The sequence below is a fragment of the Streptomyces olivaceoviridis genome (assembly GCF_014650115.1).
Taxonomy (GTDB): Bacteria; Actinomycetota; Actinomycetes; order Streptomycetales; family Streptomycetaceae; genus Streptomyces; species Streptomyces olivaceoviridis.
In genome coordinates this window covers 97,870-122,514 of record NZ_BMUI01000007.1, presented here as the reverse complement: position 1 = coordinate 122,514, position 24,645 = coordinate 97,870, and the positions used below count along the sequence as shown (strand labels likewise).

The 24,645-nt window shown below is 74.9% G+C and carries 22 protein-coding genes and 1 pseudogene; 13 read left to right on the top strand and 10 right to left on the bottom strand.

What is annotated here, in order from left to right:
- Positions 1–228: 228 nt before the first annotated feature.
- On the bottom strand, positions 229–993 hold the full coding sequence (locus IE273_RS15815) for a CDP-alcohol phosphatidyltransferase family protein (protein ID WP_189815814.1): 765 nt from the start codon (positions 991–993) through the stop codon (positions 229–231).
- Positions 994–1,100: 107 nt separating this feature from the next.
- Here IE273_RS15815 and IE273_RS15810 point away from each other — a divergent pair, with 107 nt between their 5' ends.
- The 5 genes and pseudogenes from IE273_RS15810 to IE273_RS43510 form a co-directional block, all read left to right on the top strand.
- Positions 1,101–2,090, top strand: a complete 990-nt coding sequence (locus IE273_RS15810; RefSeq protein WP_189815813.1) for a zinc-dependent alcohol dehydrogenase — start codon at positions 1,101–1,103, stop codon at positions 2,088–2,090.
- 109 nt (positions 2,091–2,199) lie between these two features.
- Entirely contained in the window at positions 2,200–2,598 is a 399-nt protein-coding gene (locus IE273_RS15805; RefSeq protein ID WP_189815812.1) for a 6-pyruvoyl trahydropterin synthase family protein, read from the top strand.
- Complete coding sequence (locus IE273_RS15800; protein ID WP_189815811.1) at positions 2,595–3,776, top strand: glycosyltransferase family 4 protein; 1,182 nt, start codon at positions 2,595–2,597, stop codon at positions 3,774–3,776. The genes IE273_RS15805 and IE273_RS15800 overlap by 4 nt, the downstream gene beginning before the upstream one ends.
- Positions 3,777–3,955: 179 nt before the next feature.
- On the top strand, positions 3,956–4,960 hold the full coding sequence (locus IE273_RS15795; RefSeq protein ID WP_189815810.1) for a methyltransferase domain-containing protein: 1,005 nt from the start codon (positions 3,956–3,958) through the stop codon (positions 4,958–4,960).
- A pseudogene (locus tag IE273_RS43510) lies at positions 4,957–6,006 on the top strand (lysylphosphatidylglycerol synthase transmembrane domain-containing protein); the annotation flags it as partial. The gene IE273_RS15795 and the pseudogene IE273_RS43510, both read left to right, overlap by 4 nt.
- A gap of 200 nt (positions 6,007–6,206) precedes the next feature.
- Here IE273_RS43510 and IE273_RS15790 read toward each other — a convergent pair.
- Positions 6,207–6,980 (bottom strand): creatininase family protein, encoded by a 774-nt coding sequence (locus IE273_RS15790; protein WP_189815809.1) that lies wholly within the window; start codon positions 6,978–6,980, stop codon positions 6,207–6,209.
- A gap of 38 nt (positions 6,981–7,018) precedes the next feature.
- Here IE273_RS15790 and ribA point away from each other — a divergent pair, with 38 nt between their 5' ends.
- The 4 genes from ribA to IE273_RS15770 all read left to right on the top strand — a co-directional run bounded on the left by ribA (position 7,019) and on the right by IE273_RS15770 (position 11,123).
- Positions 7,019–7,690 (top strand): GTP cyclohydrolase II, encoded by a 672-nt coding sequence (gene ribA / locus IE273_RS15785; RefSeq protein ID WP_189815808.1) that lies wholly within the window; start codon positions 7,019–7,021, stop codon positions 7,688–7,690.
- Positions 7,691–7,768: 78 nt separating this feature from the next.
- Positions 7,769–8,914, top strand: a complete 1,146-nt coding sequence (locus IE273_RS15780) for an NAD(P)/FAD-dependent oxidoreductase (RefSeq protein WP_189815807.1) — start codon at positions 7,769–7,771, stop codon at positions 8,912–8,914.
- A complete protein-coding gene (locus IE273_RS15775; RefSeq protein ID WP_189815806.1) occupies positions 8,911–9,969 on the top strand; it encodes a saccharopine dehydrogenase in 1,059 nt (352 codons plus the stop codon). The genes IE273_RS15780 and IE273_RS15775 overlap by 4 nt, the downstream gene beginning before the upstream one ends.
- Entirely contained in the window at positions 9,966–11,123 is a 1,158-nt protein-coding gene (locus IE273_RS15770) for a saccharopine dehydrogenase C-terminal domain-containing protein (RefSeq protein WP_189815805.1), read from the top strand. The genes IE273_RS15775 and IE273_RS15770 overlap by 4 nt, the downstream gene beginning before the upstream one ends.
- A gap of 12 nt (positions 11,124–11,135) precedes the next feature.
- On the opposite strand, the gene IE273_RS15765 is transcribed toward IE273_RS15770, so the two are convergent.
- From IE273_RS15765 to IE273_RS15755, 3 genes are all read right to left on the bottom strand, one after another.
- Positions 11,136–12,359, bottom strand: coding sequence for a serine hydrolase domain-containing protein (locus IE273_RS15765; RefSeq protein WP_189815804.1), 1,224 nt, complete (start codon positions 12,357–12,359; stop codon positions 11,136–11,138).
- A 205-nt stretch (positions 12,360–12,564) separates the two neighbouring features.
- A complete protein-coding gene (locus IE273_RS15760; protein WP_229887240.1) occupies positions 12,565–13,905 on the bottom strand; it encodes an MFS transporter in 1,341 nt (446 codons plus the stop codon).
- On the bottom strand, positions 13,902–14,486 hold the full coding sequence (locus tag IE273_RS15755) for a TetR/AcrR family transcriptional regulator (RefSeq protein WP_189815803.1): 585 nt from the start codon (positions 14,484–14,486) through the stop codon (positions 13,902–13,904). Before IE273_RS15755 ends, IE273_RS15760 begins: the two co-directional genes overlap by 4 nt.
- 91 nt (positions 14,487–14,577) lie before the next feature.
- Between IE273_RS15755 and IE273_RS15750 the strand changes: the two genes are divergently transcribed.
- Entirely contained in the window at positions 14,578–15,015 is a 438-nt protein-coding gene (locus IE273_RS15750) for a PPOX class F420-dependent oxidoreductase (RefSeq protein ID WP_189815802.1), read from the top strand.
- 60 nt (positions 15,016–15,075) lie between these two features.
- Here IE273_RS15750 and IE273_RS15745 read toward each other — a convergent pair whose 3' ends face one another.
- Positions 15,076–15,954 carry an NAD(P)-dependent oxidoreductase gene (locus IE273_RS15745; protein WP_189815801.1) on the bottom strand — a complete coding sequence of 293 codons (879 nt, stop codon included), beginning with the start codon at positions 15,952–15,954 and terminating at the stop codon, positions 15,076–15,078.
- A gap of 102 nt (positions 15,955–16,056) precedes the next feature.
- Here IE273_RS15745 and IE273_RS15740 point away from each other — a divergent pair, with 102 nt between their 5' ends.
- On the top strand, positions 16,057–16,647 hold the full coding sequence (locus IE273_RS15740; RefSeq protein WP_189815800.1) for a TetR/AcrR family transcriptional regulator: 591 nt from the start codon (positions 16,057–16,059) through the stop codon (positions 16,645–16,647).
- A 611-nt stretch (positions 16,648–17,258) separates the two neighbouring features.
- Here IE273_RS15740 and IE273_RS15735 read toward each other — a convergent pair.
- Both IE273_RS15735 and IE273_RS15730 read right to left on the bottom strand, forming a co-directional pair.
- A complete protein-coding gene (locus tag IE273_RS15735) occupies positions 17,259–18,617 on the bottom strand; it encodes an MFS transporter (RefSeq protein ID WP_189815799.1) in 1,359 nt (452 codons plus the stop codon).
- Positions 18,618–18,829: 212 nt separating this feature from the next.
- Entirely contained in the window at positions 18,830–19,495 is a 666-nt protein-coding gene (locus IE273_RS15730) for a TetR/AcrR family transcriptional regulator (RefSeq protein ID WP_189815798.1), read from the bottom strand.
- A gap of 164 nt (positions 19,496–19,659) precedes the next feature.
- Between IE273_RS15730 and IE273_RS15725 the strand changes: the two genes are divergently transcribed.
- Both IE273_RS15725 and IE273_RS15720 read left to right on the top strand, forming a co-directional pair.
- Entirely contained in the window at positions 19,660–20,544 is an 885-nt protein-coding gene (locus tag IE273_RS15725; RefSeq protein ID WP_189815797.1) for a shikimate dehydrogenase, read from the top strand.
- 147 nt (positions 20,545–20,691) lie between these two features.
- Positions 20,692–22,482 carry a bifunctional sugar phosphate isomerase/epimerase/4-hydroxyphenylpyruvate dioxygenase family protein gene (locus tag IE273_RS15720; RefSeq protein WP_189815796.1) on the top strand — a complete coding sequence of 597 codons (1,791 nt, stop codon included), beginning with the start codon at positions 20,692–20,694 and terminating at the stop codon, positions 22,480–22,482.
- Here the strand turns inward: IE273_RS15720 and IE273_RS15715 are convergent.
- Both IE273_RS15715 and IE273_RS15710 read right to left on the bottom strand, forming a co-directional pair.
- A complete protein-coding gene (locus tag IE273_RS15715; RefSeq protein WP_189815795.1) occupies positions 22,469–23,932 on the bottom strand; it encodes a membrane-associated oxidoreductase in 1,464 nt (487 codons plus the stop codon). The two genes, IE273_RS15720 and IE273_RS15715, sit on opposite strands and share 14 nt — an antisense overlap.
- Positions 23,933–24,055: 123 nt before the next feature.
- The gene (locus IE273_RS15710) at positions 24,056–24,643 is read right to left on the bottom strand and encodes a histidine phosphatase family protein (protein ID WP_189815794.1); all 588 of its coding nucleotides are present in this window, start codon (positions 24,641–24,643) and stop codon (positions 24,056–24,058) included.
- Positions 24,644–24,645: the final 2 nt, after the last annotated feature.

The window sequence follows — 24,645 nt, the reverse complement described above, 5'->3', positions numbered from 1 at the left end:
CCGGGTGATCACCCGGGCAGTCCTGAAGGAAGCCGTGGTCACGGCCGTGCATGGACACCCCCCGTGGTCTGAAGACACATGTGTCACAAGCGCCTTCGAGCATATCGCTCACCAGTGACAACCGCTCCGGGCGGAACGCCGCGCGGGCGGTGGCACGGTGGGGGGCTGTGCCTCTTCACCGAGGGGCGGTCCCCGCCGGCGTCGGCCGGCAGGCGGTGCCGGGTGCCGTCAGCGGCCCGACGGCACCAGTTCCCGTACCGGCCGCGCCGGCGCCGGGCGCACCGCCCGCGCGTTCCGCCACAGCCACAGCACGTCCCGTCCGAAGGACCACACCAGCGAACCCAGCGCCAGCAGGACGACGGCGAGGCCGGCAGCGGCCGGCAGCAGCTCCGAGCCCGCGAGGAGCAGGCAGATCCCCTGGATCGCCGCCACGGTCTTACGGGCGAACGACGGCGGCAGCGGGGCCGTCAGCCAGGGAGCGAACCGGGCCGCGGCGACGAACGCGTAGCGCATGCCGCCGATCAGGAGGACCCACGGCCCCAACCGCGTCGAGACGTACACGCTCAGCACCAGGATCAGGAACGCGTCGACCTCCATGTCGAAGCGCGCGCCGAGCGCGGAGGAGGTGCCGGTGCGGCGGGCGACCTTGCCGTCCACGCCGTCCAGCAGCAGCGCCACGGCGGTCAGCGCGACCAGCAGCGTCACCGGCGGCGTGCTCTCGAAGGAGTCCGCGACCAGCGCGGTCACCCCTCCGACCAGGGTGGTCCGGCCCAGCGTGACCCGGTTCGCGGGGCCGAAGGAGCGCAACCGGGAGCGGTGCACGGCACGGGAGAGGACCGCCCAGGTGGCGAACGCGAAGGCGAGCCCCGTCAGCCAGCCGGCCGGCCCCATGCCGACCGCCGGGCCGAGCAGGGCCAGCAGCAGGATCTGCACGCCCGCTCCCGCGGCGGTCTCCTGCTGGAGCCTCGCGTCATACGTGTTGTTCAGGGCCACCGCACACCCTCCGGCCGAGTGACAGAGTCGATCAACGCCGCGTACTGTGCGCGGCCTGTGCACAACTCGGTACGTGAACAACTTCCCGATCGTTCAGGAGGATGCCGATGAACCACTCGGCCCGCGCGTTCTGGCTCCGCTCGCCCGGCCACGGGGAGCTGCGCGACGTCACCCTCGCGGCCCCCGCCGAGGACGAGGTCCTGGTACGGGCCCTGTACTCCGGAGTCAGCCGGGGCACGGAGACCCTCGTCTTCCGGGGCGGCGTGCCGGAGAGCCAGCACACCGTGATGCGGGCACCGTTCCAGGAGGGCGACTTCCCGGCGCCGGTGAAGTACGGCTACCTCAGCGTCGGCGTGGTCGAGGAGGGCCCGGCCGCGCTGGTCGGCCGTACCGTCTTCTGCCTCTACCCGCACCAGAGCCGTTACGTCGTTCCGGCGAGCGCCGTCACCGTCGTGCCCGAGCGGGTGCCGGCCGGGCGGGCCGTGCTCGCCGGGACCGTCGAGACCGCCGTCAACGCCGTGTGGGACGCGACACCGCTGCTCGGCGACCGGATCGCGGTCGTCGGCGGCGGCATGGTCGGCTGCTCGGTCGCCGCGCTGCTCGCCCGCTTCCCGGGCGTACGCCTCCAGTTGGTGGACGCCGACCCGGCCCGCGCCAAGACCGCCGAGGCGCTCGGCGTCGACTTCGCCACGCCGGCCGACGCCCTCGGCGACTGCGACCTCGTCGTCCACGCCAGCGCCACCGAGGCCGGCCTCACCCGGGCCCTGCAACTCCTCGCCCCCGAGGGCACGGTCGTGGAACTGAGCTGGTACGGCGACCGGCAGGTGACCCTGCCGCTCGGCGAGGCCTTCCACTCCCGCCGGCTCACCGTGCGCGGCAGCCAGGTCGGCACCGTCTCCCCGGCCGCCCGGTCCGGCCGTACCTACGCCGACCGGATGGCGCTCGCCCTGGACCTGCTCGCCGACCCGGCGCTGGACGCGCTCATCACCGGGGAGAGCGCCTTCGAGGAACTCCCGCACGTCATGCCCCGGCTGGCGTCCGGTGGGATCCCCGCCCTGTGCCACCGGATCCGCTACACGGAGACCGGCCTGACCTGAGAAAAGGGTGAGGGGCGGCTGAACACGGGGAAGCGAGGAGCCGTACTACACGGCATCCCCCGGCGGGCAGGGCGGGGGACCAGACGCGCCGCACCTGGAGGGTCGTCCGTTGTTCAGCATCACCGTCCGCGATCACATCATGATCGCCCACAGCTTCCACGGCGAGGTCTTCGGCCCCGCGCAGCGCCTGCACGGTGCCACGTTCCTCGTGGACGCGACGTTCCGCCGCGAGCAGCTGGACGAGGACGACATCGTGGTCGACATCGGCCTGGCCACGCGGGAACTGCGCACCGTCACCGCGGAGCTGAACTACCGGAACCTGGACGACGAGCCCGAGTTCGCCGGCGTCAACACCTCCACGGAGTTCCTGGCCAAGGTCGTCGCCGACCGGCTCGCCGAGCGGATCGCGAAGGGCGCGCTCGGCGAGGGCGCCAAGGGCCTCGCCGGGATCACCGTCACGCTCCACGAGTCGCACATCGCCTGGGCGAGTTACGAGCGTGGCCTGTGACCGACCTGACCGTGGAGCGGGCCCGCCTCGCGTACGTGCCCGCGCAGCCCGGCGCCGCCCCGAACACCGGAATCGTCCCCATGTCCCTGCGCAGTGTGCACTTCGTGATGCCGGGCGGCGTCGACGACCCGGCCGCGCCCAGCGGCGGCAACGCCTACGACCGCAGGGTCTGCCTGGACCTGCCCGGCTTCGGCTGGCAGGTCACCCGGCACGCCGTACCCGGCACCTGGCCGCGCCCGGACGCCGCCGCCCGCGAAGCGCTCGCCCGCACGCTCCGGAGCCTCCCGGACGACTCCGTCGTCCTCCTCGACGGCCTCGTCGCGTGCGGAGTCCCGGAGACCGTCGTCCCCGAGGGGCGGCGCCTGCGCCTCGCGGTCCTCGTCCACCTCCCCCTCGGTGACGAGACCGGCCTGGACCCGGCCGTCGCCGCCGACCTGGACGCGCGCGAGCGGACGGTGCTGCGGGCGGTGCCCGCGGTGATCGCCACCAGCGACTGGGCGGTCCGCCGGCTCGTCTCCCACCACGGACTCGCCCCCGACCGGGTGCACGTGGCCGCGCCCGGCGCCGACATCGCGCCCCTCGCCCCCGGCACCGACGGCGTCTCCCGGCTGCTGTGCGTGGCCGCCGTGACCCCGCGCAAGGGCCAGCACCGGCTGGTGGAGGCGCTCGCGGCGGTCCGGGACCTGCCGTGGACCTGCGAGTGCGTCGGCGGCCTCGGCCACGACCCCGGGTACGTGGCCCGCCTGCGGGAGCTGATCGCCCGGTACGGTCTCACCGACCGCCTGCACCTCACCGGCCCCCGCTCCGGCGCCGTCCTCGACGCCTCGTACGCCGCCGCCGACCTGATGGTCCTCACCTCCTACGCCGAGACCTACGGCATGGCGGTCACCGAGGCTCTCGCCCGGGGCATCCCCGTCCTCGCGACCGACGTCGGCGGACTGCCCGAGGCGGTCGGCCGCGCCCCGGACGGCGGGGTGCCCGGCATCCTCGTCCCGCCGGAGGACCCCGCCGCGCTCGCCGCCGAACTGCGCGGCTGGTTCGGCGAACCCGACGTGCGCCGCCGCCTCAAGGCCGCGGCCCGTGGCCGCCGCGCCGCCCTCGACGGCTGGGCGACCACCGCCCGCAGCCTGGCGGCGGTCCTCGGCCGCCTCCCGGAACCACCGCGGAGGACGGCGTGAGCGGGCACCGGGACAGGGGCGGGGAGACGGTGCCGGTCCGGGGGGAGACAGGCGGGCCGCGGGACGGTGAAGCGGCCGTCCGACCGGGTGCGGACGGACTGATCCCGGCTCAGCCCGGACCCCGGGCGGGCGAGTCCGTACGGAGTGCCGCGCGTGCGCGGAGCGAGGAGGTACCACGCGTGGAGACCGTAGGTGCGGAGACGGACGCGGACGCGCGCGCCGGGGGCTCCCCCGGGGCGGGGGAGCCGAGCGCCGGCGACCGTGGTGCCGGACCGGTCATCGCCGGTGCCGGGCCCGTGGCCCGTCCCGCCGAGCGGGCCACCGTACGGCTGCGGGACGGCGACCCGGAGGAACCCCCGCGCTACGCGCCCGAGTGGCTGCGACTGCGCGAAGGCGCCGACGCGGCGGCCCGCGCGCAGGAACTGCTCGACCCGCTGCGGATCCGGCCGGCCGCGCTGCCGGGCCGGTCCGGCGGACTGGTCGTGCACGACCTGGGCTGCGGCACCGGCTCGATGGGCCGCTGGCTCGCACCACGCCTCGACGGCGCCCAGCACTGGATCCTGCACGACCGCGATCCCTACCTGCTGCACTTCGCCGCCGCGGCCTCCCCGCGCTCCGCCGCCGACGGCAGCCGGGTCACGGTCGAGACCCGGCGCGGTGACGTCGCCCGGCTCACCCCGGACGCGCTGACCGGGGCCTCGCTGGTGACGGCGTCCGCGTTGCTCGACGTGCTCACCCGGGAGGAGATCGAGGCCCTGGCGGACGCCTGCGCGGGCGCCGGCTGCCCGGCGCTGCTCACCCTCTCCGTCGCGGGACGCGTCGAACTCGCCCCCCAGGACCGGCTGGACGCCGAGATCGCCGAGGCGTTCAACGCCCACCAGCGGCGCGCCGGGCTGCTCGGCCCGGACGCGGTCACCGCGGCCTGCGAGGCGTTCGCCGAGCGCGGGGCGACGGTCCGGGTGCACGCGAGCCCGTGGCGGCTCGGCGCCGCGGAGGCCGCGCTGACCGAGCAGTGGCTGCGCGGCTGGGTGGGCGCCGCCGTCGAACAACGGCCGGAACTGGGCGACCGGGCCGCGGCGTACCTGAGCGCCCGGCTCGCCGCCTGCGCGGCCGGCGCGCTACGGGTCACCGTCCACCACACCGACCTGCTGGCGCTGCCCCGGCCGAGGGGAGCGGCGGCGTGAGCGGGAGGACGACGGAGGCGGGCACGAGGGTGGCGGCGGGGGAGGACCCGGGCACGTACGCGCGTACGGGACCGGCGGGCGAGGACACCGGCACGTACGCGCGTACGGGACCGGCGGAACCGGGATGCCCGGCACCCGACCCGGCTCCCGCGCGCACGCGCGTGACGCAGGCGCAGGCGCGCCGCGGGGACGTGACGCCCCCGCAGGCGCCCCCCGCCCCCCGGCGCCGCACCTCCCGGACCCTCCGCACCCACCTCGGCACCCTCGTCGGGGCCGGCATCCTCGCCGCGCTCCTGTGGCGGCTCGGTACCGGCGCCCTGCTGGACGGGCTGCGGCGGATCGACGCCGTGACGGTGCTGGCGACGCTGGGCATCGGCGTGGTCACCACCGTGTGCAGCGCGTGGCGTTGGCAACTGGTGGCCCGGGGCCTCAGGCTGCGGCTGCCGCTGGGAGCGGCCGTGGCCGACTACTACCGGGCGCTCTTCCTGAACGCGGCCCTGCCCGGCGGCATCCTGGGCGATGTGCACCGGGCGGTCCGGCACGGACAGAGCGCGGGGGATGTCCGGCGCGGGGTGAAGGCGGTCGTGCTGGAGCGGGTCGCGGGGCAGATCGCGCTGGCCGTGGCGGGCGCGGCGGTGCTGCTGACCCTGCCGTCGCCGGTGCGCGCCGGCATCCGTGGCTTCGCCCCGCTCGCGGTGCCGGCCGCGGTCGGCGCGCTGGCCGTCGTCCTCGCCCTGCGGATGAACCGTCAGCCGGCCCGCCGGCCCGGCGCGCTGCGCCGGACGCTCGGCGAGGCCCGCCGGGGACTGGCGTCCCGGCGGAGCGGGCCGGGTGTCGCGCTGTCCTCCGCGGTCGTCCTGGCCGGGCACCTGGTCATGTTCGTCGTCGCGGCCCGGGTGGCCGGCTCGGCCGCACCGGTCACGGTGCTGCTGCCGCTCGCGGTACTGGCGCTGCTGGCCATGGGGCTGCCGCTGAACGTCGGCGGTTTCGGCCCCCGCGAGGGCGTCACCGCGTGGGCGTTCGGCGCGGCGGGGCTCGGGGCGGACACCGGTGTCGTGGTCGCCGTCGTCTACGGCGTGCTGAGCTTCGTGGCGAGCCTGCCCGGCGTCGTGGTCCTGCTCCGGCGCTGGTACGAGACCCCGCGCACCGAGCCCGCCGCACCGCTCGTCACCCCCGCCCCCGACGACCGCCCGCCGACCGGGGCCGCCCCCGTGGGCCCCGGTCGGCAGGGGGCCGCCGGCCGGGGTCAGTCCCGGTCCGGCGCCGAGGTGAGCAGTCGGAAATACGGGTCGAAGGATTCCGCCAGGCTCACCAGCAGTTCCTTTCCCTTTTCCGCCGAACCCAGGGAAGGACGGCCGATGACGCCCGATTCGGTATAGGCGGACATTCCCGCGGTGAGCAGATGACGACGGTCGTCGGCGACGAAATCGGCGGACTCGTGACCAGGGCGGACGAATTCGGGGTGAGCGTGCAGCAGAATCGAGGTCTCGATTTCTCCCGCGTGCATGTCGGTGAGCAGCGAGGTGACCACCCCGGCCCGCTCCCGCGCCGCCTCCCAGTCCTCGGCGGCCGGGAACAGCGCCGTCCGCTCACCGCGCGCGGAGGCCTCCTGGACGACGTTGCCCAGCACGTAGTTGCCGCCGTGCCCGTTGACGACGACCAGCGCGTCGACGCCCGAACGGCGCAGCGACGCCGCGATGTCCGAGACCACCGCGTGGAGGGTCACGGCGGAGATGCTGACGGTCCCCGGCCAGGCCGCGTGCTCGTGCGAGCAGGAGACCGTCACCGGAGGGAGGAGGTGCACCGGGTACGCGGCGGCGATCTCCCGCGCCACCGTGCAGGCGACCAGCGTGTCCGTCGCCAGCGGAAGGAACGGACCGTGCTGTTCGAAACTCCCGACGGGAAGGACGGCGACCTGTGCTGACACGCCCGCCCCCCGGGTCCGTACGTCCTCGGTGGTGTCCGTCGGCACCACGCCGCTCACCCCGTACGCCGCCGTTCGCGCGCCCGAACCACTCATCTTTCCACGGCCTTTCGTCTCTGCTTAGGAATCAGATCATGACAGAAGACACCGGCGTCGACATCGGCGTACTCGGCAAGAAATCCCCGCTGCGTTCCGGTGCGGAACGCGTCGTGAATGCACCGCTGCCCACCGTGTACGGGAAATTCCAGGCGATCGGCTACCTGGACCACGACCGCGGTGACGAGCAAGTGGCCCTGGTGTACGGCGAGATCGGCGGCGAGAACGTGCTGACCCGGCTGCACTCGGAGTGCCTGACCGGGGACGCGTTCGGCTCCCGGCACTGCGAGTGCGGGGACCAGCTGGAGGCCGCCATGCGCGCCGTGGTCGCCGAAGGCAGCGGCATCGTCGTCTACTTGAGGGGACACGAGGGCCGCGGCATCGGTCTGCTCGCCAAGCTGCGCGCGATGGCGCTCCAGGCGGAGGGCCTGGACACGGTGGAGGCGAACCTCGCGCTGGGCCTGCCGGTCGACGCCCGCGACTACGGCGTGGCCGCCGAGATCCTGCGCGACCTCGGCGTGCGCTCCGTCCGGCTGATGTCCAACAACCCGCGCAAGCGGGAGGCGCTGGTCCGGCACGGCGTCCAGGTCGCCGAGCAGGTGCCGCTGCTGATCGAGCCGTGCGAGAGCAACATCACGTACCTGCGGACCAAGCGGGAGCGGATGGACCACCACCTGCCCCATCTGGACGCCGTCGCCCACGGCTCCTGAACGCCCGGTCGCCGGTTCGGCGGGCCGGGTTCCGGAAAGGATCAGGCGACAGGCGTGCGGCGCGGTGAAGGAGGCGGCGTGGACCTTCGGGCCGAGGTGGTCGTCGTCGGCGGCGGAGTGATGGGCACGAGCATCGCCTGGCACCTGGCGCGGGCCGGAGTACGGGACGTCGTCCTCGTCGAACGGGACGAACTCGCCGCCGGCTCCACCTCGAAGGCCGCGGGCGGAGTGCGGGCGCAGTTCTCCGACGAGCTGAACATCCGGCTGGGGGCGCGCAGCCTGGAGGCGTTCGGCCGGTTCGCGGCGGAGGTCGGGCAGGACATCGGGCTGCACCGGGTCGGCTATCTGTTCCTCCTCTCCACGCCCGGACAGGTGGCCGCCTTCGAGGCGGGCGTGCGGCTCCAGAACTCCCTCGGGGTGCCCAGCCGCCTGCTCACCCCCGAGGAGGCCCGCCGCCTCTCCCCGCTGATCCGCACCGACGGCCTGCTGGCCGCCGCGTACTCCCCGGACGACGGCCACTGCACCCCGGAGGCCGTCGTCCACGGCTACGCGACCGCCGCCCGCGCCCACGGCGCCCGCGTCCTGCGCCACACCGAGGTCACCGGCATCGAACTGCGCGGCGACACCATCACCGCGGTCGGCACGACCCTCGGCCGGATCGAGACCGGCACGGTGATCTGCGCGGCCGGCGCCTGGTCCCGCGCGGTCGGCGCCATGGTGGGCGTGGAGCTGCCGGTACGGCCGCTGCGCCGGCAGATCGCCGTCACCGGACCGGTGCCGGGTCTGCCGCCCACGCTGCCCATGACCATCGACTTCACCACCAGCCTGTACTTCCACCGCGAGGGCCCCGGCCTGCTGCTCGGCATGTCCGACCCGGACGAGCGGCCCGGCTTCGCCACCGGTACCCACGACCGGTGGATCCCGCGGCTCGCCGAGGCGATGCGGCAGCGCGCCCCCGCCCTGCTCGACGCACCCCGCACGGGCGGCTGGGCGGGCCTGTACGAGAACACCCCCGACCACAACGCCCTGATCGGCGAGGCCCCGCAAGTGTCCCGGTTCCTGTACGCGACCGGCTTCTCCGGGCACGGCTTCCTCCAGGGCCCGGCCGTCGGCGAGGTGATCCGCGACCTGTACCTCGGCCGCGTACCCTTCCTGGACATCAGCCCCCTGAGCGCCGGCCGGTTCGCGGCCGGCGCCCCGCGCCCGGAGGCCAACCTGGTATGACCGAGCTCCACCTGTGGCTGCGCCACGAGCCCCGTACGACCGAACGGCGCACGCCCGTCGTCCCCGCCGACGCCCGCCGGCTGGTCGACAGCGGGGTCGCACTGACCGTCGAGGAGTCCCCGCAGCGGATCTTCCCCACCGAGGAGTACGAGGCGGCCGGCTGCCGCCGCGCCCCGGCGGGCTCCTGGGTGGCGGCACCGCGCGACACCGTGATCCTCGGCCTGAAGGAACTCCCCGACGAACCGGACGAGTTGATCCACCGGCACATCTTCTTCGGGCACGCCTACAAACAGCAGCCGGGCGCCGCCGGGCTGCTGTGCCGGTTCGCGGCCGGCGGCGGGGCGCTGCTGGACCTGGAGTACCTGGTGGACGACGCGGGCCGCCGGCTCGCCGCCTTCGGTTACTGGGCGGGATACCTGGGCGCCGCGCTCGCCGTGCTCCGGCACCGGGGCCGGCTGACGGCACCGCTGACCCCCACGACGAAGGACGACCTGGACGCCGTACTGCGCCCGGCGCCCGGGGACACCGAGTTCACGGCGCTGGTGATCGGCGCCCTCGGGCGCAGCGGGCGGGGCGCGTCGACGGCCTTTCGCACGGCGGGTGTCGACGCGACCCGCTGGGACCTGGCGGAGACCCGCGACCTGGACCGACGGGCCCTGCTCGGGCACGACGTGATGGTGAACGCGGTCCTCGCCACCACCCTCGTCCCGCCGTTCCTGCGCGAGGAGGACCTGCGCTCCCCGGCCCGCAGGCTGCGCACCCTGTGCGACGTCACCTGTGACGTCGGCTCCCCGTTCAACGTCCTGCCGGTCTACGACCGTACGACGGACTGGGCCGAGCCCGTGCGCCGGCTGCGCGAGGAGCCGCCGCTGGACCTGATCGCCATCGACAACCTGCCGTCGCTGCTGCCCCGGGAGTCCAGCACCGACTTCTCGGCGGCCCTGCTGCCGCAGCTGCTCGCCTTCGGCCCCGGCGGTGCCTGGGGCCGCTGTCTCGACCGGTTCCACCAGACCTGCCGTGAACTCGGCATCGAGGAGGGGGAGTCACGCTCATGACCGACCGTGTCCCGGCGAGCGGAACCGTCCACTGGATCGGCGCCGGACTGTCCACCGGCAGCGGGCTCGCCGGCCTGTGCCGTACGGCCGGCCGGGTCCTGCTGTGGCACCGCACCGAGGACCGCGCGGCCGAGGCGCTGGCCGGCCTCGGCCTGACCGGACGGGTCGAGCCCCGCGCCCTCGCCGCCCCGGCCGCCCTCGCCGCCGCGCTGGAGCCCGGCGACGTCGTGGTGTCGATGCTGCCGGCGCCGGAGCACGCCGGGCTGCTGGCCGTCTGCGTGCGGGCACGGGCGCACTTCGCCTGCTCCAGCTATGTGTCGTCGGAGCTGTCGGCGCACGCGGAGGCGGCGCGGGCGGCGGGCCTGGTCGTGCTCACCGAGACCGGCCTGGACCCGGGTGTCGACCACCTCTTCGCGCACAGCCTCATCGGCCGGGCCCGGGCGCGCGTCGGCGAGCACACCCCGGCCTCCTACCGGCTCACCTCGTACTGCGGCGGCGTCCCGGCCGTGCCGAACGACTTCCGCTACCGCTTCAGCTGGGCGCCGCTCGGCGTGCTGGGCGCCCTGCGCTCGCCCGCGCGGTACCTGGAGGACGGCGCCGAGGTCACGGCCGACCGGCCCTGGGAGGCGACCCGCCCGCTCGTCCTGGACGGCGAGACCTTCGAGGCCTACCCCAACCGCGACAGCGTCCCCTTCGTCGCCCAGTACGGCCTGCCCGCCGCCTGGACCCCGCGCACCTTCGTCCGGGGCACCCTCCGGCTGGACGGCTGGCTGAAGGCGTGGGAGCCGGTCTTCGAGGAGCTGACGACGGGCGACGACGAGCGGATCGCCGCGCTGGCACGGCGGTTGGCGGCGGCCCACCCGACCACGGACGCCGACCGCGACCGGGTGGTGCTCTCCGTCTCCCTCAAGGTCGACCCGGGCGAGGGCCGGCCCTGGACCGGCGCCTACCTGCTCGACCTGACCGGTGACGCCGAGGAGTCCGCGATGGCCCGGTGCGTCTCCCGCCCGCTCGCCCTCGGCGTCCGGCACATCCTGGGCGGCAGCCTGCGGGCCGGACTGCACCGGGCGGCGGGAACCGCCCAGCGCGCGGACCGCTGGCTGGCCGAACTCGCCGACGACGGGCTGGAGTTCGCCCTGACCCTGGGTCAGTAGCCGGCCGCCGGGTCAGTCCGTCACCGCCGCGTGCACCAGCCGCCGCAGCTCGGGGAAGACCTTCAGCTTCTTCGGGCGCACCTGGCTCATGAACTGCACGGTCAGGTCGTGGGCCGGGTCGACCCAGAACGCGGTGGTGGCCACGCCCGTCCAGCCGTACGTGCCCAGGTGGGACGGGGCCAGGGTGCGGGCCGGGTCGGTGACGACGGAGACGTTGAAGCCGAAGCCGAGGCCGTCCATGCTCGGTTCCTGGTGGACCGGGGCGCCGAAGGAGCGGATGGCGGCTCCGCCCGGCAGCTGGTTGCGGGTCATCAGGGCGAGCGTCTCGGGGGCCAGCAGCCGTACGCCGTCCAGCTCGCCGCCCCGGCGCAGCAGCTCCATGAACCGGTGGAAGTCGTACGCGGAGGAGACCAGGCCGCCGCTGCCGGACAGGAACCGCGGCCGGCCGCGCACCGGCAGGCCCGGCACCGGTTCGATCCCGCCCTCGTCGGTCTCGCCGTACAACTCGGCGAGCCGGTCCGCCTGTTCGGGCGAGATGTGGAAGCCGGTGTCGGTCATGCCGAGCGGGCCGAGGATCCGCTCGGCGAAGAACGCGTCCAGCGGCTGCCCCGAGACCACCTCGATCACCCGGCCCAGCACGTTGGAGGCGACCGAGTAGTTCCACTGGGTGCCCGGGTCGAACTGCAACGGCATGCGCGCGTAGACCTCGACGGTCTCCGCGAGGTCCTTGCCCGGCGGCACCGAGTGCTCCAGGCCCGCCTCGCGGTAGAGCGCGTCCACCGGATGGCGGTAGTAGAAGCCGAAGGTCAGGCCCGCGGTGTGGGTGAGCAGATGCCGGATCAGGATCGGACCGGCGGCCGGGCGCGTGCGCACGTCGGCGCCCGAACCCCCCACGTACACACGGGGGTCGGTGAAGGCGGGCAGATGACGGTCCAGCGGGTCGTCCAGGGACAGCCGGCCCTCCTGCGCCAGCAGCAGCACCGCGACCGCGGTGACCGGCTTGGTCATCGAGTAGATCCGCCACAGCGTGTCCGGCTCGACCGGCCGCCCGGCGGCCACGTCCCGCAGGCCGTACGTGGTCAGATGCGCGACCCGGCCGCCGCGGGCCACGGCCACCAGACAGCCGGGCAGGCGTCCCGCGTCGACGTGCTGGGCGAAGTGCCGGTCCAGACGGTCCAGCGCCTCGGCGTCCAGCCCCGCCTCCGCCGGCTCCACGTCCTGTCGCAGCAGTCCCATCGCTCTCCTCCGGTCGCGTCGTCCCCGATGCGTCCCGACTCCCGCGCGGGCCCGCACCCACCTCTCATCGTCGCGCAGGACCCCTGGTCGGGACGGGTCCATCCGGGGTGGGTGTGATCGATTCGACGTCGTGGGTGGGGGTGGGGAGTCGGGGGAGCCGGCCGACGGGCGGGGCGCGCGACGGGGGCGGGGCGCGGGGCCCTTCTCAGGGGTGCGGGGTGTGTGCGATCGAGGGCGTGGTCGCTGCCGGCGGGGTGGGGTGTGCGCGGGCGGGCAGGGCGTGGGCCGCCGGCAGGGCGAGGGCGGTCAGGGCCGCCAGGGCGAGCAGGGTCGGACCGGTGCCCGTACCCAGCAGCGCGGTCGCGCAGGCCACGCCCACGGCGGGACCGACGCTCAGCGCGGTCTGCTGCAACCCGCCCGCGACCCCGGCCACCGTCACCTCCGCCCGCCGCACGATCACCTGCGTGGCCGCCACCATCACCGTGCCGAACCCGGCCCCCAGCAGCGCGAACCCGCACCCGAGCGCGGGCGTGCCGGTGGCCCCGGACAGCACGAGGACGCCGAGCGCGAGCGCCGCCGTAGCCCCCGCCGTCGTCGCCCGCGCACCGTACCGGCGCAGCAGCGCGGGACACAGCGAGGCCGAGACCACCATGAGCACGGCCAGCGGCAGGCTGCGCAGGGCGCTGTCGAACGGGTCGAGGCCGAGGCGGCGCTGGAGGACGTACGTGGCGACGAACAGCGTGCCGAACAGGGACGCGGAGACGGCGACCAGGATGCCGAGCGCCGCCCCCACGGCACGCGAGCCGATCACCTCGGGCGGCAGCAGCGGGCTCGCCGTACGCCGTTCGTGCCGGACGAGCACGGCCGCCGTCACCCCGGACAGGGCGAGGGCCGCCCCGGAGACCGGCCGGGCCGTGACCGCGTACACCAGGCCGGCCAGGGTCACCGCGAGCAGGACGGCCCCGGGCAGGTCCAGCGGGGTCCGGGCGGGTGCCGGGCGCCGCTCCGGGCGGAGCAGGGCGGGCAGGCCGAAGGCGAGCGCGGGCGGCACGTTGACGAAGAACACCGCCCGCCAGCCGAGGCCGGTCACCAGCGCCCCGCCCACCAGCGGTCCCGCTGCCGCCGCCAGCCCGATCGCGGCGGTCCGCACGGCCAGCGGCGACGCGAGCCGGTCCGGCGGGTAGGCGGCCCGCAGCATGCCCAGTGTGGCCGGCTGCGACAACGCCCCGAACACACCCTGCACCGCCCGCAGTCCGATCACCCACCCCGCCCCGGGCGCGAGGCCGATGCCGGCCGAGGCGGCGGCGAAGCCCAGCATGCCGAGCCCGAACACCCGCCGCTGCCCGTACCGGTCACCGAGCCGCCCCGCGAACACCAGCAGGCTCGCGACCGCGACGAGGTACGCGGTGCTGGTCCACTGCACCTCGGCGAACGACGCGTGCAACTCCCGTTGCAGACTGGGCTGCGCGACGGTGAGGACCGTACCGTCCAGCGCGATGACCACCGCGCCCGCCACGCTGCTCGCCAGCGTCCAGGGCCGGTTCACCGGCCGTCGCCGGTCGTGCCCAGGTGCGCGGTGAGGACGGTGTCGAGCAGCGGGCCGAAGTCCTCCTCGCCGAGGGCCAGTTGGAGACTGCGCCAGCGCCACAGCTGCGCCGCTCCGTGCAGGTTCGCCCACAGGGCGCCCGCCACCCGCCGGGCGTCGGCACCGGGGTCCGCGTCGCCGATCAGCCGCGCCAGCAGGGTGAACAGCGGAAGGCTCGTGTCCCGCAGCCCCAGGTGACCGCTCTCCAGCACATCGTGACGGAACATCAGCTCGTACATGCCCGGTCGCTCCAGCGCGAACTCCAGGTACGTCCGCGCCAGCGCCGCCACCTGGGCGCGTGGCCCTCCGGGCTCCTGTTCCAGCGTCGCGTGTGCCCGCTCGCCCAGCTCGGTGAAGCCCCGCCGGGCGATGGCGGAGAGCAGTTCCAGGTGGGTGGGGAAGTAGCGGCGCGGCGCCCCGTGCGACACGCCCGCGCGCCGGGCGATCTCCCGCAGGGTCAGCGCCTGCGGGCCCTCGGAGGCCAGCAGCTCCACGCCCACGTCCACCAGCCGGGCCCGCAGGCCCGCGTCGGAGTCGGTCATGGACAGTGTCTACCAGGCGCGCGTAGACACTGTCTACCGCTCGCCTCCGGCGAGAGGAATGCACGGGGAGCCGCCGCGAGTTGACCCTGGTATGACTCAGGACTCCTCGCAGGACGCGCTGCTCGGTCTCCTCTCCGCAGGACACGCCGGCGTACTGGTCACCCTCAGGCGCGACGGCCGCCCCCAGCTGTCCAACGTCAGTCACGCCTACTACCCCGAGGAGGGGATCATCCGGATCTCGGTCACCGACGACCGCGCCAAGACGCGCAACCTCCGCCGGGACCCCCGCGCCTCGTACCACGTCACCAGCGACGACCGCTGGGCGTACACCGTCGCCGAGGGCACCGCCGAGCTGACGCCGGTCGCCGCCGACCCGCACGACGAGACCGTCGAGGAGCTGATCCGGCTCTACCGGGACATCCTCGGCGAGCACCCGGACTGGGACGACTACCGGGCCGCGATGGTCCGCGACCGCCGCCTGGTGGTGCGGCTGCGCGTCGAGCGGACGTACGGCATCCCGAAGGGCTGACCCGCACCCGGCCGCCCGCTCACGGCGCCGCGACGGGCTGACCCACGGTCGGCCGCCCGCTCACGGCGCCTCGGCGGTCCGTGCCTCGATCGCCCGCAGGACGGCGACCATGTCCTCGCCGCCGTACCCCTGCGCCACCGTCTCCTCGAACAGGGTGTGGCAGACGTCGAGGAGCGGCGAGGCGAGGCGGGCCCTGCGGGCGGCCTCGGCGATCAGCCGGTTGTTCTTGAGCACGTCCAGCGCCGCCGCCTGCACCGCGAAGTCCCGCTCGCGCAGCTTGGGCGCCTTCATCCGGGACACCGCGCTGGCCATCGGGCCCGCGTCCAGGACGTCCAGGAACAACCGGCGGTCCAGGCCCTGCCGCGCGGCGAAGTGGAACGCCTCGGTCAGCCCGGTCACCTGGGTGATCAGGAAGAGGTTCACCGCCAGCTTCATCAGCAGCGCGCCCGGCACCGCCCCGCACGCGAACGCCTCCCGGCACACCGGCGCGAGCAGCGGCCGTACGGCGGCCACGGCGGCCTCCTCCCCGGCGAGCATGGCCACGAGCTGCCCCTGCTCCGCCGGCACCCGGGACCCGGAGACGGGCGCTTCGACGTACCGGCCGCCGGCGGCGCGGATCTCGGTCTCCAGCACGTGGGAGTACTCCGGCGAGGTCGTGCCCATGTGGACGACGGTCCGGCCCGCGACCCGCGCGGCCAGTCCGAGCGTGCCCCGGCCGAGGACCGCGTCCGTCGCCTCCTCGTCGGCGAGCATCAGCAGCACCACCTCGGCCCGCGCGAACACCTCGCCGGCGTCCGCGGCGACCTCGGCGCCGGCCGCGCGCAGCGGCTCCGCCCGCTCCGGGGTCCGGTTCCAGACCACCAGAGGGGTGCCGGCCGACACCAGGCGCAGGGCCATGGGCCGCCCCATCACTCCCAGACCGATGAATCCGACGTGCATGGCTGGCCGCCCTCCGCGCCACGGGTCGACTATGACAGCGGTCATAGTAGCCGCCGCTATGACGCCGGTCATAGAGTGGCGGCGGAGGAACGGAGGTCGACGATGACGCAGGCGCGGCGCGGACCGCGGGAGCGGATGGTGTTCAGCGCGGCCCAGCTCATCCGGCGGCAGGGGGTCACCGCGACCGGCATGCGCGAGGTCGCCGCGCACGCGGACGCACCGCGCGGCTCCCTCCAGCACTACTTCCCCGGGGGCAAGGAGCAACTGGTCAACGAGGCCGTCGCGTGGGCCGGCCGGTACGCGGGCAAACGGGTCGACCGCTTCCTCGCGGGACTGGACCGGCCGACGCCGAGCGGCCTGTTCGCGGCGATGGCCGCGCAGTGGGCCGACGAGTACGCGGCGGACGGCTTCGCGGCGGGATGCCCGGTCGCCGCCGCCACCGTCGACTGCGCCACGTCCGGCGACTCGACCCGGAACGCGGCGGCCACCGCGTTCGCGACCTGGCGGGGCCCGGTCGCCGAGGCGCTGACCGACATGGGCGTCCCCCCGTCCCGCGCCGAGTCCCTGGCCACCCTCATGATCAGCGCGTTGGAGGGGGCGATCCTGATGGCGCGCGCGGAGCGGGACGTGCGGTCTCTCACGACGGTCGTGAAGGAACTGGGCCCCCTGCTCGACGCCGCCACGGGCCCCTGAGCACCTGGCCTGTGGCCGTGGGCATCCGGCCGCCCCGGCGTGCCTTCCGCGCGGCTGTCTCGCCTGGCGTGTGGCCGTGGGCGCCGGGTCCCCCCCGGGGTGCCTCCGGCGCGGCCGTCTCGCCTGGCCTGTGGCCGAGGGCAACCGGCCGCCCCGGCGTGCCTTCCGCGCGGCTGTCTCGCCTGGCGTGTGGCCGTGGGCGCCGGGTCCCCCCCGGGGTGCCTCCGGCGCGGCCGTCTCGCCTGGCCTGTGGCCGTGGGCATCCGGCCGCCCCGGCGTACCTTCCGCGCGGCTGTCTCGCCTGGCGTGTGGCCGTGGGCGCCGGGTCCCCCCCGGGGTGCCTCCGGCGCGGCCGTCTCGCCTGGCCTGTGGCCGAGGGCATCCGGCCGCCCCGGCGTGCCTTCCGCGCGGCTGTCTCGCCTGGCGTGTGGCCGTGGGCGCCGGGTCCCCCCGGGGTGCCTCCGGTGTGGTCGTTTCGCCTGGCCTGTGGCCGTGGGCATCCGGCCGCCCCGGCGTACCTTCCCCGCGGTCCCTTCGCCTGGCCTGTGGCCGTAGGCCGTGGTCACCCCGGAGTGCCTTCGGCGCGGCTCCCTCGCCCGGCAGCCCCGGTGTCAGGCCGGAACCCGCTCCCGGCGGGACGCCTCTCGTGTCGCGCGCTCGCCGAGCAGTTCCGTCGGTACCCGGTGCGTCTCGCGGGCGGTGAGCGCGGCGAGCACCGGCGGGACGCACAGTGCCGCCGTGAACAGGGCCACCGCCGCCCAGTCGTCGCCGCCCGGACCGGCGATCTCGGCGGCGAAGGTGACCGCGAACCCGGCCACGGCGAAACCGGTCTGCGTGCCGATCGCGAGGCCGGACAGCCGGACCCGGGTCGCGAACATCTCGCCGTAGAAGGCGGGCCACACGCCGTTCGCCGCGCTGTAGACGATGCCGAAGGCCACGACGCCGAGCAGCAGCGTCAGCGGATAGGAGCCGGTGGAGATCGCCCACAGATAACCCGTCATCGCCACCGCGCTGCCGACCGCGCCGATCAGGTACACCGGCCGGCGCCCGATCCGGTCCGACAGCGTCGCCCACAACGGGATCGCGCCGAGCGCCACCAGGTTGGCCAGCGCGCCCACCCACAGCATCGCGGTACGGGACATGCCGACCGCGTCGCTCGTGGCGTACGCCAGCGCCCACACCGTGAAGACCGTGCTGACCGACGCGACGAGCGCGCCCGCGATCACCCGGAGTACATCCGCCCAGTGCTCGCGCAGCAGCACCGCGAGCGGCAGCCGGGCGACGCCCCCGTCCGCCGCCTGCCGGGCGAAGGCCGGGGTCTCGTGCAGCCGGCGCCGGATGACCCAGCCGGCGACGGCGACGGCCACGCTCAGCCAGAACGGCACCCGCCAGCCCCACGACAGCAGTTGCTCCTCGGGCAGTTGGGCGACCGGGATGAAGACGAGGGTGGCGATGAGCTGGCCGCCCTGGGTGCCGCTGAGCGTGAAGCTGGTGAAGAAGCCGCGCCGGTCCGGCGGCGCGTGCTCCAGACTCATCGAGCCGGCGCTCGCCTGTTCGCCGGCCGCCGAGACGCCCTGAAGGACGCGGCACAGCACCAGCAGGACGGGCGCGAGCGTGCCGACCTGGGCGCGGGTGGGCAGACAGCCGATCAGGAACGTCGACAGGCCCATCAGCATGAGCGTGAACACCATGATCTTCTTGCGGCCGAGCCGGTCGCCGACGTGCCCGAGGACCAGCGCGCCGAGCGGCCGGGCCGCGTAGGCGACGCCGAAGGTGGCGAGCGAGAGCAGGGTCGCGGTCGCCGGGTCGGAGGCGTCGAAGAACACCTTCGGGAAGATCAGGGCGGCGGCGCTGCCGTAGAGGAAGAAGTCGTAGTACTCGAGCGCGCTGCCGATCCAGGCGGCCGTGGCCGCCTTCCACGGCTGGCCGGGCGGGGCCGCGGGGCCGGGGGCGGGAGCGGGGACGGACACGGCGGTGCTCCTTCGGGGAGGACTCCACCCTGCGCGGAGGAGGGGGAGTGAGCGGGGGGCGAGGGCCGGATCACGGCGGCTAATTAACCCACTGGGTAGTTAGTCGGGGTGGGTGGGATGTTGCGCCCGCGTTTCCCCGCTGTCAAGAGTTCGCGCGTCCCCGGTCCCGGGAGCCCGCCCGCGAAACCGTCGGCCGGCCGCCCGCGAAACCGTCAGTCGGCCGTCCGCTCCGCCGTCAGGTAGGCGATCACCATGTCACCGAGCATGGTCCGGTAGTGCTCCCGCCGCGCCGGGTCCACCAGGTCCCGGCCGAACAGGGCGCCGAACGTGTGCCGGTTGGCGACCCGGAAGAAGCAGAACGAACTGATCATCGCGTGCAGGTCGACCGCGTCCACGTCCGCCGTGAACAGCCCGGACTCCTGCCCGGCGGCGAGGATGCGGCGGATCACGTCCAGGGCCGGGGAGCCGATCCGGCCGAGCTTCTCGGAGGCCGCGATGTGCTCGGCGCCGTGGATGTTCTCGATGCTGACCAGCCGGATGAAGTCCGGGTGCCGCTCGTGGTGGTCGAAGGTCAGCTCGGCCAGCCGCCGGATCGCGGCCACCGGGTCCAGGTGGTCCACGTCCAACTGCTGCTCGGCCTCCCGGATCACCCCGTACGCCCGCTCCAGCACGGTCGTGAACAGCTGCTCCTTGCCGCCGAAGTAGTAGTAGATCATCCGCTTCGTGGTGCGGGTGCGGGCGGCGATCTCGTCCACGCGGGCGCCGTCGTAGCCGGCCCGGGCGAACTCCTGCGTGGCCACGTCGAGGATCTCGGCCTTGGTGCGGGCGGCGTCGCGCACCCGCCCGCCGGGTTGTACCGGTTCGTCGACGCTGGTCATCGCTGTCCTTCGGGCCGTGAGGCGCCGGGGCGGCGCGCTCGTTCGCGTGCCGGTGATTGTAGAAGCAGGGCCGGGGCACGCGGCGGGGGTCTTCCGTGCCACCCGTGCGGCTGATATAGCTAACGTACTGGTTCGTACATTAGCTCCGCCTCAGGAGGTCCCGCGTGGCCAAGGACTCGTATCTCGTCGGGCTGATCGGGGCCGGGATCGGCCCCTCGCTCAGCCCGGCCCTGCACCACCGGGAGGCGGACCGGCAGGGCCTGCGGTACCTGTACCGGCTCCTCGACACCGACGTCCTCGGCGTGCCGCCGGAGGCGGTCGGCGACCTGGTCCGCGCCGCCCGTGACCTCGGCTTCGACGGGCTCAACATCACCCACCCCTGCAAGCAGCTCGTCCTGCCGCACCTGGACGCGCTCGACCCGCGGGCCGAGGCGCTCGGCGCGGTCAACACCGTCGTCTTCGACGGCGGCCGGGCCGTCGGGCACAACACCGACGTCACCGGTTTCGCCGCCTCCTTCGCCCGCGGTCTGCCGGACGCCCCCATGGAACGGGTCGTCCAGCTCGGCGCGGGCGGCGCCGGCGCGGCCGTCGCGCACGCCGTCCTCACCCTCGGCGCCGGCCGGGTCACCGTCGTGGACGCCCTGCCCGACCGGGCCGCGGCCCTGGCGGCCTCCCTCCAGCGGCACTTCGGCCCCGACCGGGCGGCGACGGCGACGGCGGACCGGCTGGGGGCGTCACTGCGCGATGCCGACGGCCTCGTGCACGCCACGCCCACCGGCATGGCCGCCCACCCCGGTCTGCCGTTGCCGGCGGAGTGGCTGAGGCCCGGGCTGTGGGTCGCCGAAGTGGTGTACCGGCCGCTGGAGACGGAGCTGGTGCGGGCCGCCCGGGCGGCCGGCTGCGCCGTGCTGGGCGGCGGCGGGATGGCCGTCTTCCAGGCCGCGGACGCGTTTCGGCTCTTCACCGGGCGGGAGCCGGACAGTGCGCGGATGCTGGCCGACATCGAGGAACTGGCCGGGGTCGAGCGCTCGGGGAGCGCTGCCGGCTGACGGCCGCGGGCCCGTCGTGGCGGTCGCGCCCACGCGACGCGGCCACAGGTGAGGGCCCGCGCCCGTCGCCGGTCCGCCCGCGTGAGCACAGCCCCGCACCCCCCCGGGGAGCGGCACAGGCACCGTGACATCCCAAGGAGTCCCCCCGTGCACACCTCCATCGCCACCGTCTCCCTCAGCGGCCCCCTCACCGAGAAGCTCACCGCCGCCTCCCGTGCCGGGTTCGACGGCGTGGAGATCTTCGAGAACGACCTCCTCGTCAGCCCCCTCTCGCCCGAGGAGGTCCGGGCCCGCTGCGCCGACCTCGGTCTGGCCATCGACCTCTACCAGCCGATGCGGGACATCGAGGCCGTGCCGGACGAGGTCTTCGCGCGCAATCTCCGCCGTGCCCGGCACAAGTTCGAGCTGATGCGGCGGCTCGGCGCCGACACCGTCCTCGTCTGCTCCAGCGTCTCCCCGGACGCCCTGGACGACGACGCCCTCGCCGCCGAGCAGCTGAGCCGACTCGCCGACCTTGCGGACGAGTTCGGCATCCGGGTGGCGTACGAGGCGCTCGCCTGGGGGCGGCACGTCAGTACGTACGACCACGCCTGGCGCGTCGTCGAGGCCGCCGGGCACCCGGCCCTCGGCACCTGCCTGGACAGCTTCCACATCCTGTCCCGGGGCAGCGACCCCAAGGGCATCGAGGACATCCCCGGTGAGAAGATCTTCTTCCTCCAGCTGGCGGACGCCCCGCTGCTCGCCATGGACGTCCTCCAGTGGAGCCGCCACTACCGCTGCTTCCCCGGCCAGGGCGGCTTCGACCTGCCGGGCCTCCTCACCCACGTGCTGCGCACCGGCTACTCCGGTCCGCTCTCCCTGGAGGTCTTCAACGACGTCTTCCGGCAGGCCGACGCCGGTCCCACCGCCGTCGACGCCCACCGCTCCCTGCTGCTCCTCCAGGAGGCCGTCGGCGTGGCCGAGTTGCCCGCGCCCGTCGTCCCGACCGGCGTAGCCTTCGCCGAACTGCTCACCCCGGACGCCGAACCCGTCACCGCCCTGCTCGGCGCCCTCGGCTTCACCCGGGCCGCCCGGCACTGCGGCAAACCCGTCGACCTGTGGCAGCGCGGCACCGCCCGGGTCCTGGTCAACACCGGCCCCGCCGCCCGCCGGGCGGGCACCCGGCTCACCGCGATCGGCCTGGAGTCCCCGGACCCGGCCGGCGCGGCCCGCCGAGCGGAGGACCTGCTGGCCCCGGTGCTGCCCCGGCGCCGTGCCCCCGAGGACGTCCCGCTCGACGCGGTGGCCGCACCCGACGGCACGGAACTCTTCTTCTGCGCCACCGGACACCCCGGACTCCCCGACTGGCGCGCCGACTTCGAGGACCTGGCGGAGGCAGCGGACCCGGTCTCCCGTATCGACCACCTCGCGCTCGCCCAGCCCTGGCACCACTTCGACGAGGCGACGCTCTTCCACCGCAGCGTCCTCGGTCTGCACGCGCAGGAGAGCGTCGACCTCGCCGACCCCTACGGGCTCCTGCGCAGCCGTGCCGTCACCAATGCCGACGGCAGCGTCCGGATCGCCCTCGCGGTCGGCGCGGCCCCCGGTGACGACACCGTGCACGCGGCGCACATCGCGCTCGCCGTGGACGACGTGGTGGCCGCCGCCCGCGCCTTCCGCGCGGCGGGCGGACGGCTGCTGCCGGTACCGGGCAACTACCACGACGACCTCGCCGCCCGGTACGAGTTCCCCGACGGGGAGCTGGAGGCGTACCGCGACCTCGGCATCCTCTACGACCGCGAGGCGGGCGGCGCCTTCCGGCACTGCTACACCGAGACCGTCGGCCGGGTCTTCTTCGAGCTGGTCCAGCGTGATCCGGGCTACCAGGGGTACGGCGCCGTGAACGCGCCGGTGCGGCTGGCGGCCCAGCACGCGGTGCGCGGCTTCACTGGCGGCTGACCGCGCGGGTGACGCCGGCGATCACCGTCGTCGCCAGGATCCAGCCGGTGAGGACGAGGACGTAGGCCAGCACCTGGTAGCCGCCGCGCGGTGCGAACGCGGAGTCCTGCCCGAAGGAGATCACCGGCAGCAGCAGGTCGAGCGTGTAGAACACCGGTTGGAACGGCGGTGCCTCGCCCGTCTTCAGCGGCTGCGGGTGGTGCAGCGCGAAGGTGACGGAACCGACCGCGAGCAGTGACAGCAGCCAGCCGGCGGCGCGCAGCGGGCGGAAGCCGTAGCCGACGGTGACGTCCTGGACCAGGCCCCACAGCCGGCCGTACCAGGGGAGCGTGTGACGGTGCCGGCGCTGCTTGGCGAGCTGCACCAGCCGGGCCGCGTGGTCGTCGCCGACCCGCCGGTAGGCGGTCGTCAGCTGCTCGTACGCGTGCGGGATGTAGCCGTCGCGGTCCCGTTCCAGCATCGGCAGGCGGCGCTCGGCGGGCTCGTGCGGGACGAGGGAGGTGTACGACAGGTGGTTGAGGAGCACCTCGCCGGGCGCCGACTCCGGTTCCAGGAACAGGACGTCGATCTGCGCGCGGCGCAGATTGAGGGCGCCGTCCATGGGCGGCCCCTTGCGCAGCCACAGCTCGCCGATGGTCGTGCTGCTGGCCCGCAGCGCCGAACCCTCCGGATGGGACAGGGAGGTGTACGACAGATCGAGCCGCCCGGCGACGCGGGCGCCGCGCAGGCCCATCGAGCCGCGCACCTGCGCGTACCGCACCAGCAGGTCGCCGCCGACGGTGAAGGTCTCCGCCTCCAGCGCGGCGTGCCCGGGGTTGCCGAGCCGCGCCTCGGTGAGGTTGACCGACCCGGCGACGGTCGCGCCGCTCAGCCGAGTCTGCCCGTCGGCGCGCAGCCCCGGCGCCCACAGGTCGGCGCCGACCGCGGCCTGGTTGAGCTGGAGCACCGGCTCCTCGGCGTCCGGCGCGGCCACCTCGGCGCCCTCCAGGTACAGGCTGCCGGCGATCCGGGCGCCGGCCAGCCGCACGATCCCGGTGCACCGGGCGCGGGTCAGCCGCACGACACCGTCGACCTGCACGGCGTGGGCGACCAGTCCGGGCAGGACGGACTCGCTGAGGTTGAGCTCGCGCAGCCGGGCGGCGTGGCACCGCGGGGCCTCGTCGAAGTGGCAGTGCCGCAGCCGCACCGGATGGTCGATGGTCGCGTACTGCACGTCCAGCCGGCCCGTGATCCGGGCGCCCGCGAGACTGAGCGCGGCCGTCTCCCCGTCCTGCCGCGGGCCGCCGAGGAGCAGTGACCGCAGCACCCGGGCCCGCACGGTCCGTTCGGCGCCCCAGCCGGCCCCGTCGGCGGGGTCCTCGCCGGGCGACTGACGGAAGTCCACAGGCTCCCCGCGCGGAAAGGCCCGCCACACCCGTTCCTCGGCCGCCGTCAGATCGTCGATCTCCACCAGCGGGACTCTCACCCGAGCGGCAGGCACCTGTCAATCCGCCCGGACCACCCAGGCGTTGAACGGGTGCGCCCCCGGTGCGCCGCTGTCGGCGGACCGGGGGCACACGGCTGTGCGGTGCGGCTACGGCCGGACGTTCCACTCCGTGATGACCGGGCGGTCGTGTTCCGTCGACAGACGGCTGACCGTGCCCGTGGCGAGCTGGAACAGCCGGCCCTCGGCGGGCGGCAGACCCAGCCGGCGGGCGGTGAGGACCCGCAGGAAGTGGGCGTGGGCGACGAGGATCACGTCCCCCTCGGCCAGGGCCGGGGACAGCCGGGCCAGGACCCGGTCGGCGCGGGCGCCGATCTCCTCCGGCGACTCGCCCGGGTGTCCCTCGGGGCCGGGCGGCACGCCGTCGGTCCACAGGTCCCAGTCGGGCCGGGCACGGTGGATGTCGACGGTGGTGATGCCCTCGTAGCCACCGTAGTCCCACTCGTGCAGGTCGGGGTCGGGCACGACCCCGGGTATGCCCGCCAGTTCGGCGGTGCGCAGGGCGCGGCTCAGCGGGCTGGCCAGCGCCAGGGCGTAGGTCCGGCCGGTGAGAAGCGGGGCGAGGGACTTGGCCTGTTCCTCGCCGTGCTCCGTGAGGGGCAGGTCGGTCCAGCTGGTGTGCTGTCCCGACAGGCTCCACTCCGTCTCACCGTGGCGGACCAGAAGGAGGTCCCCCACGG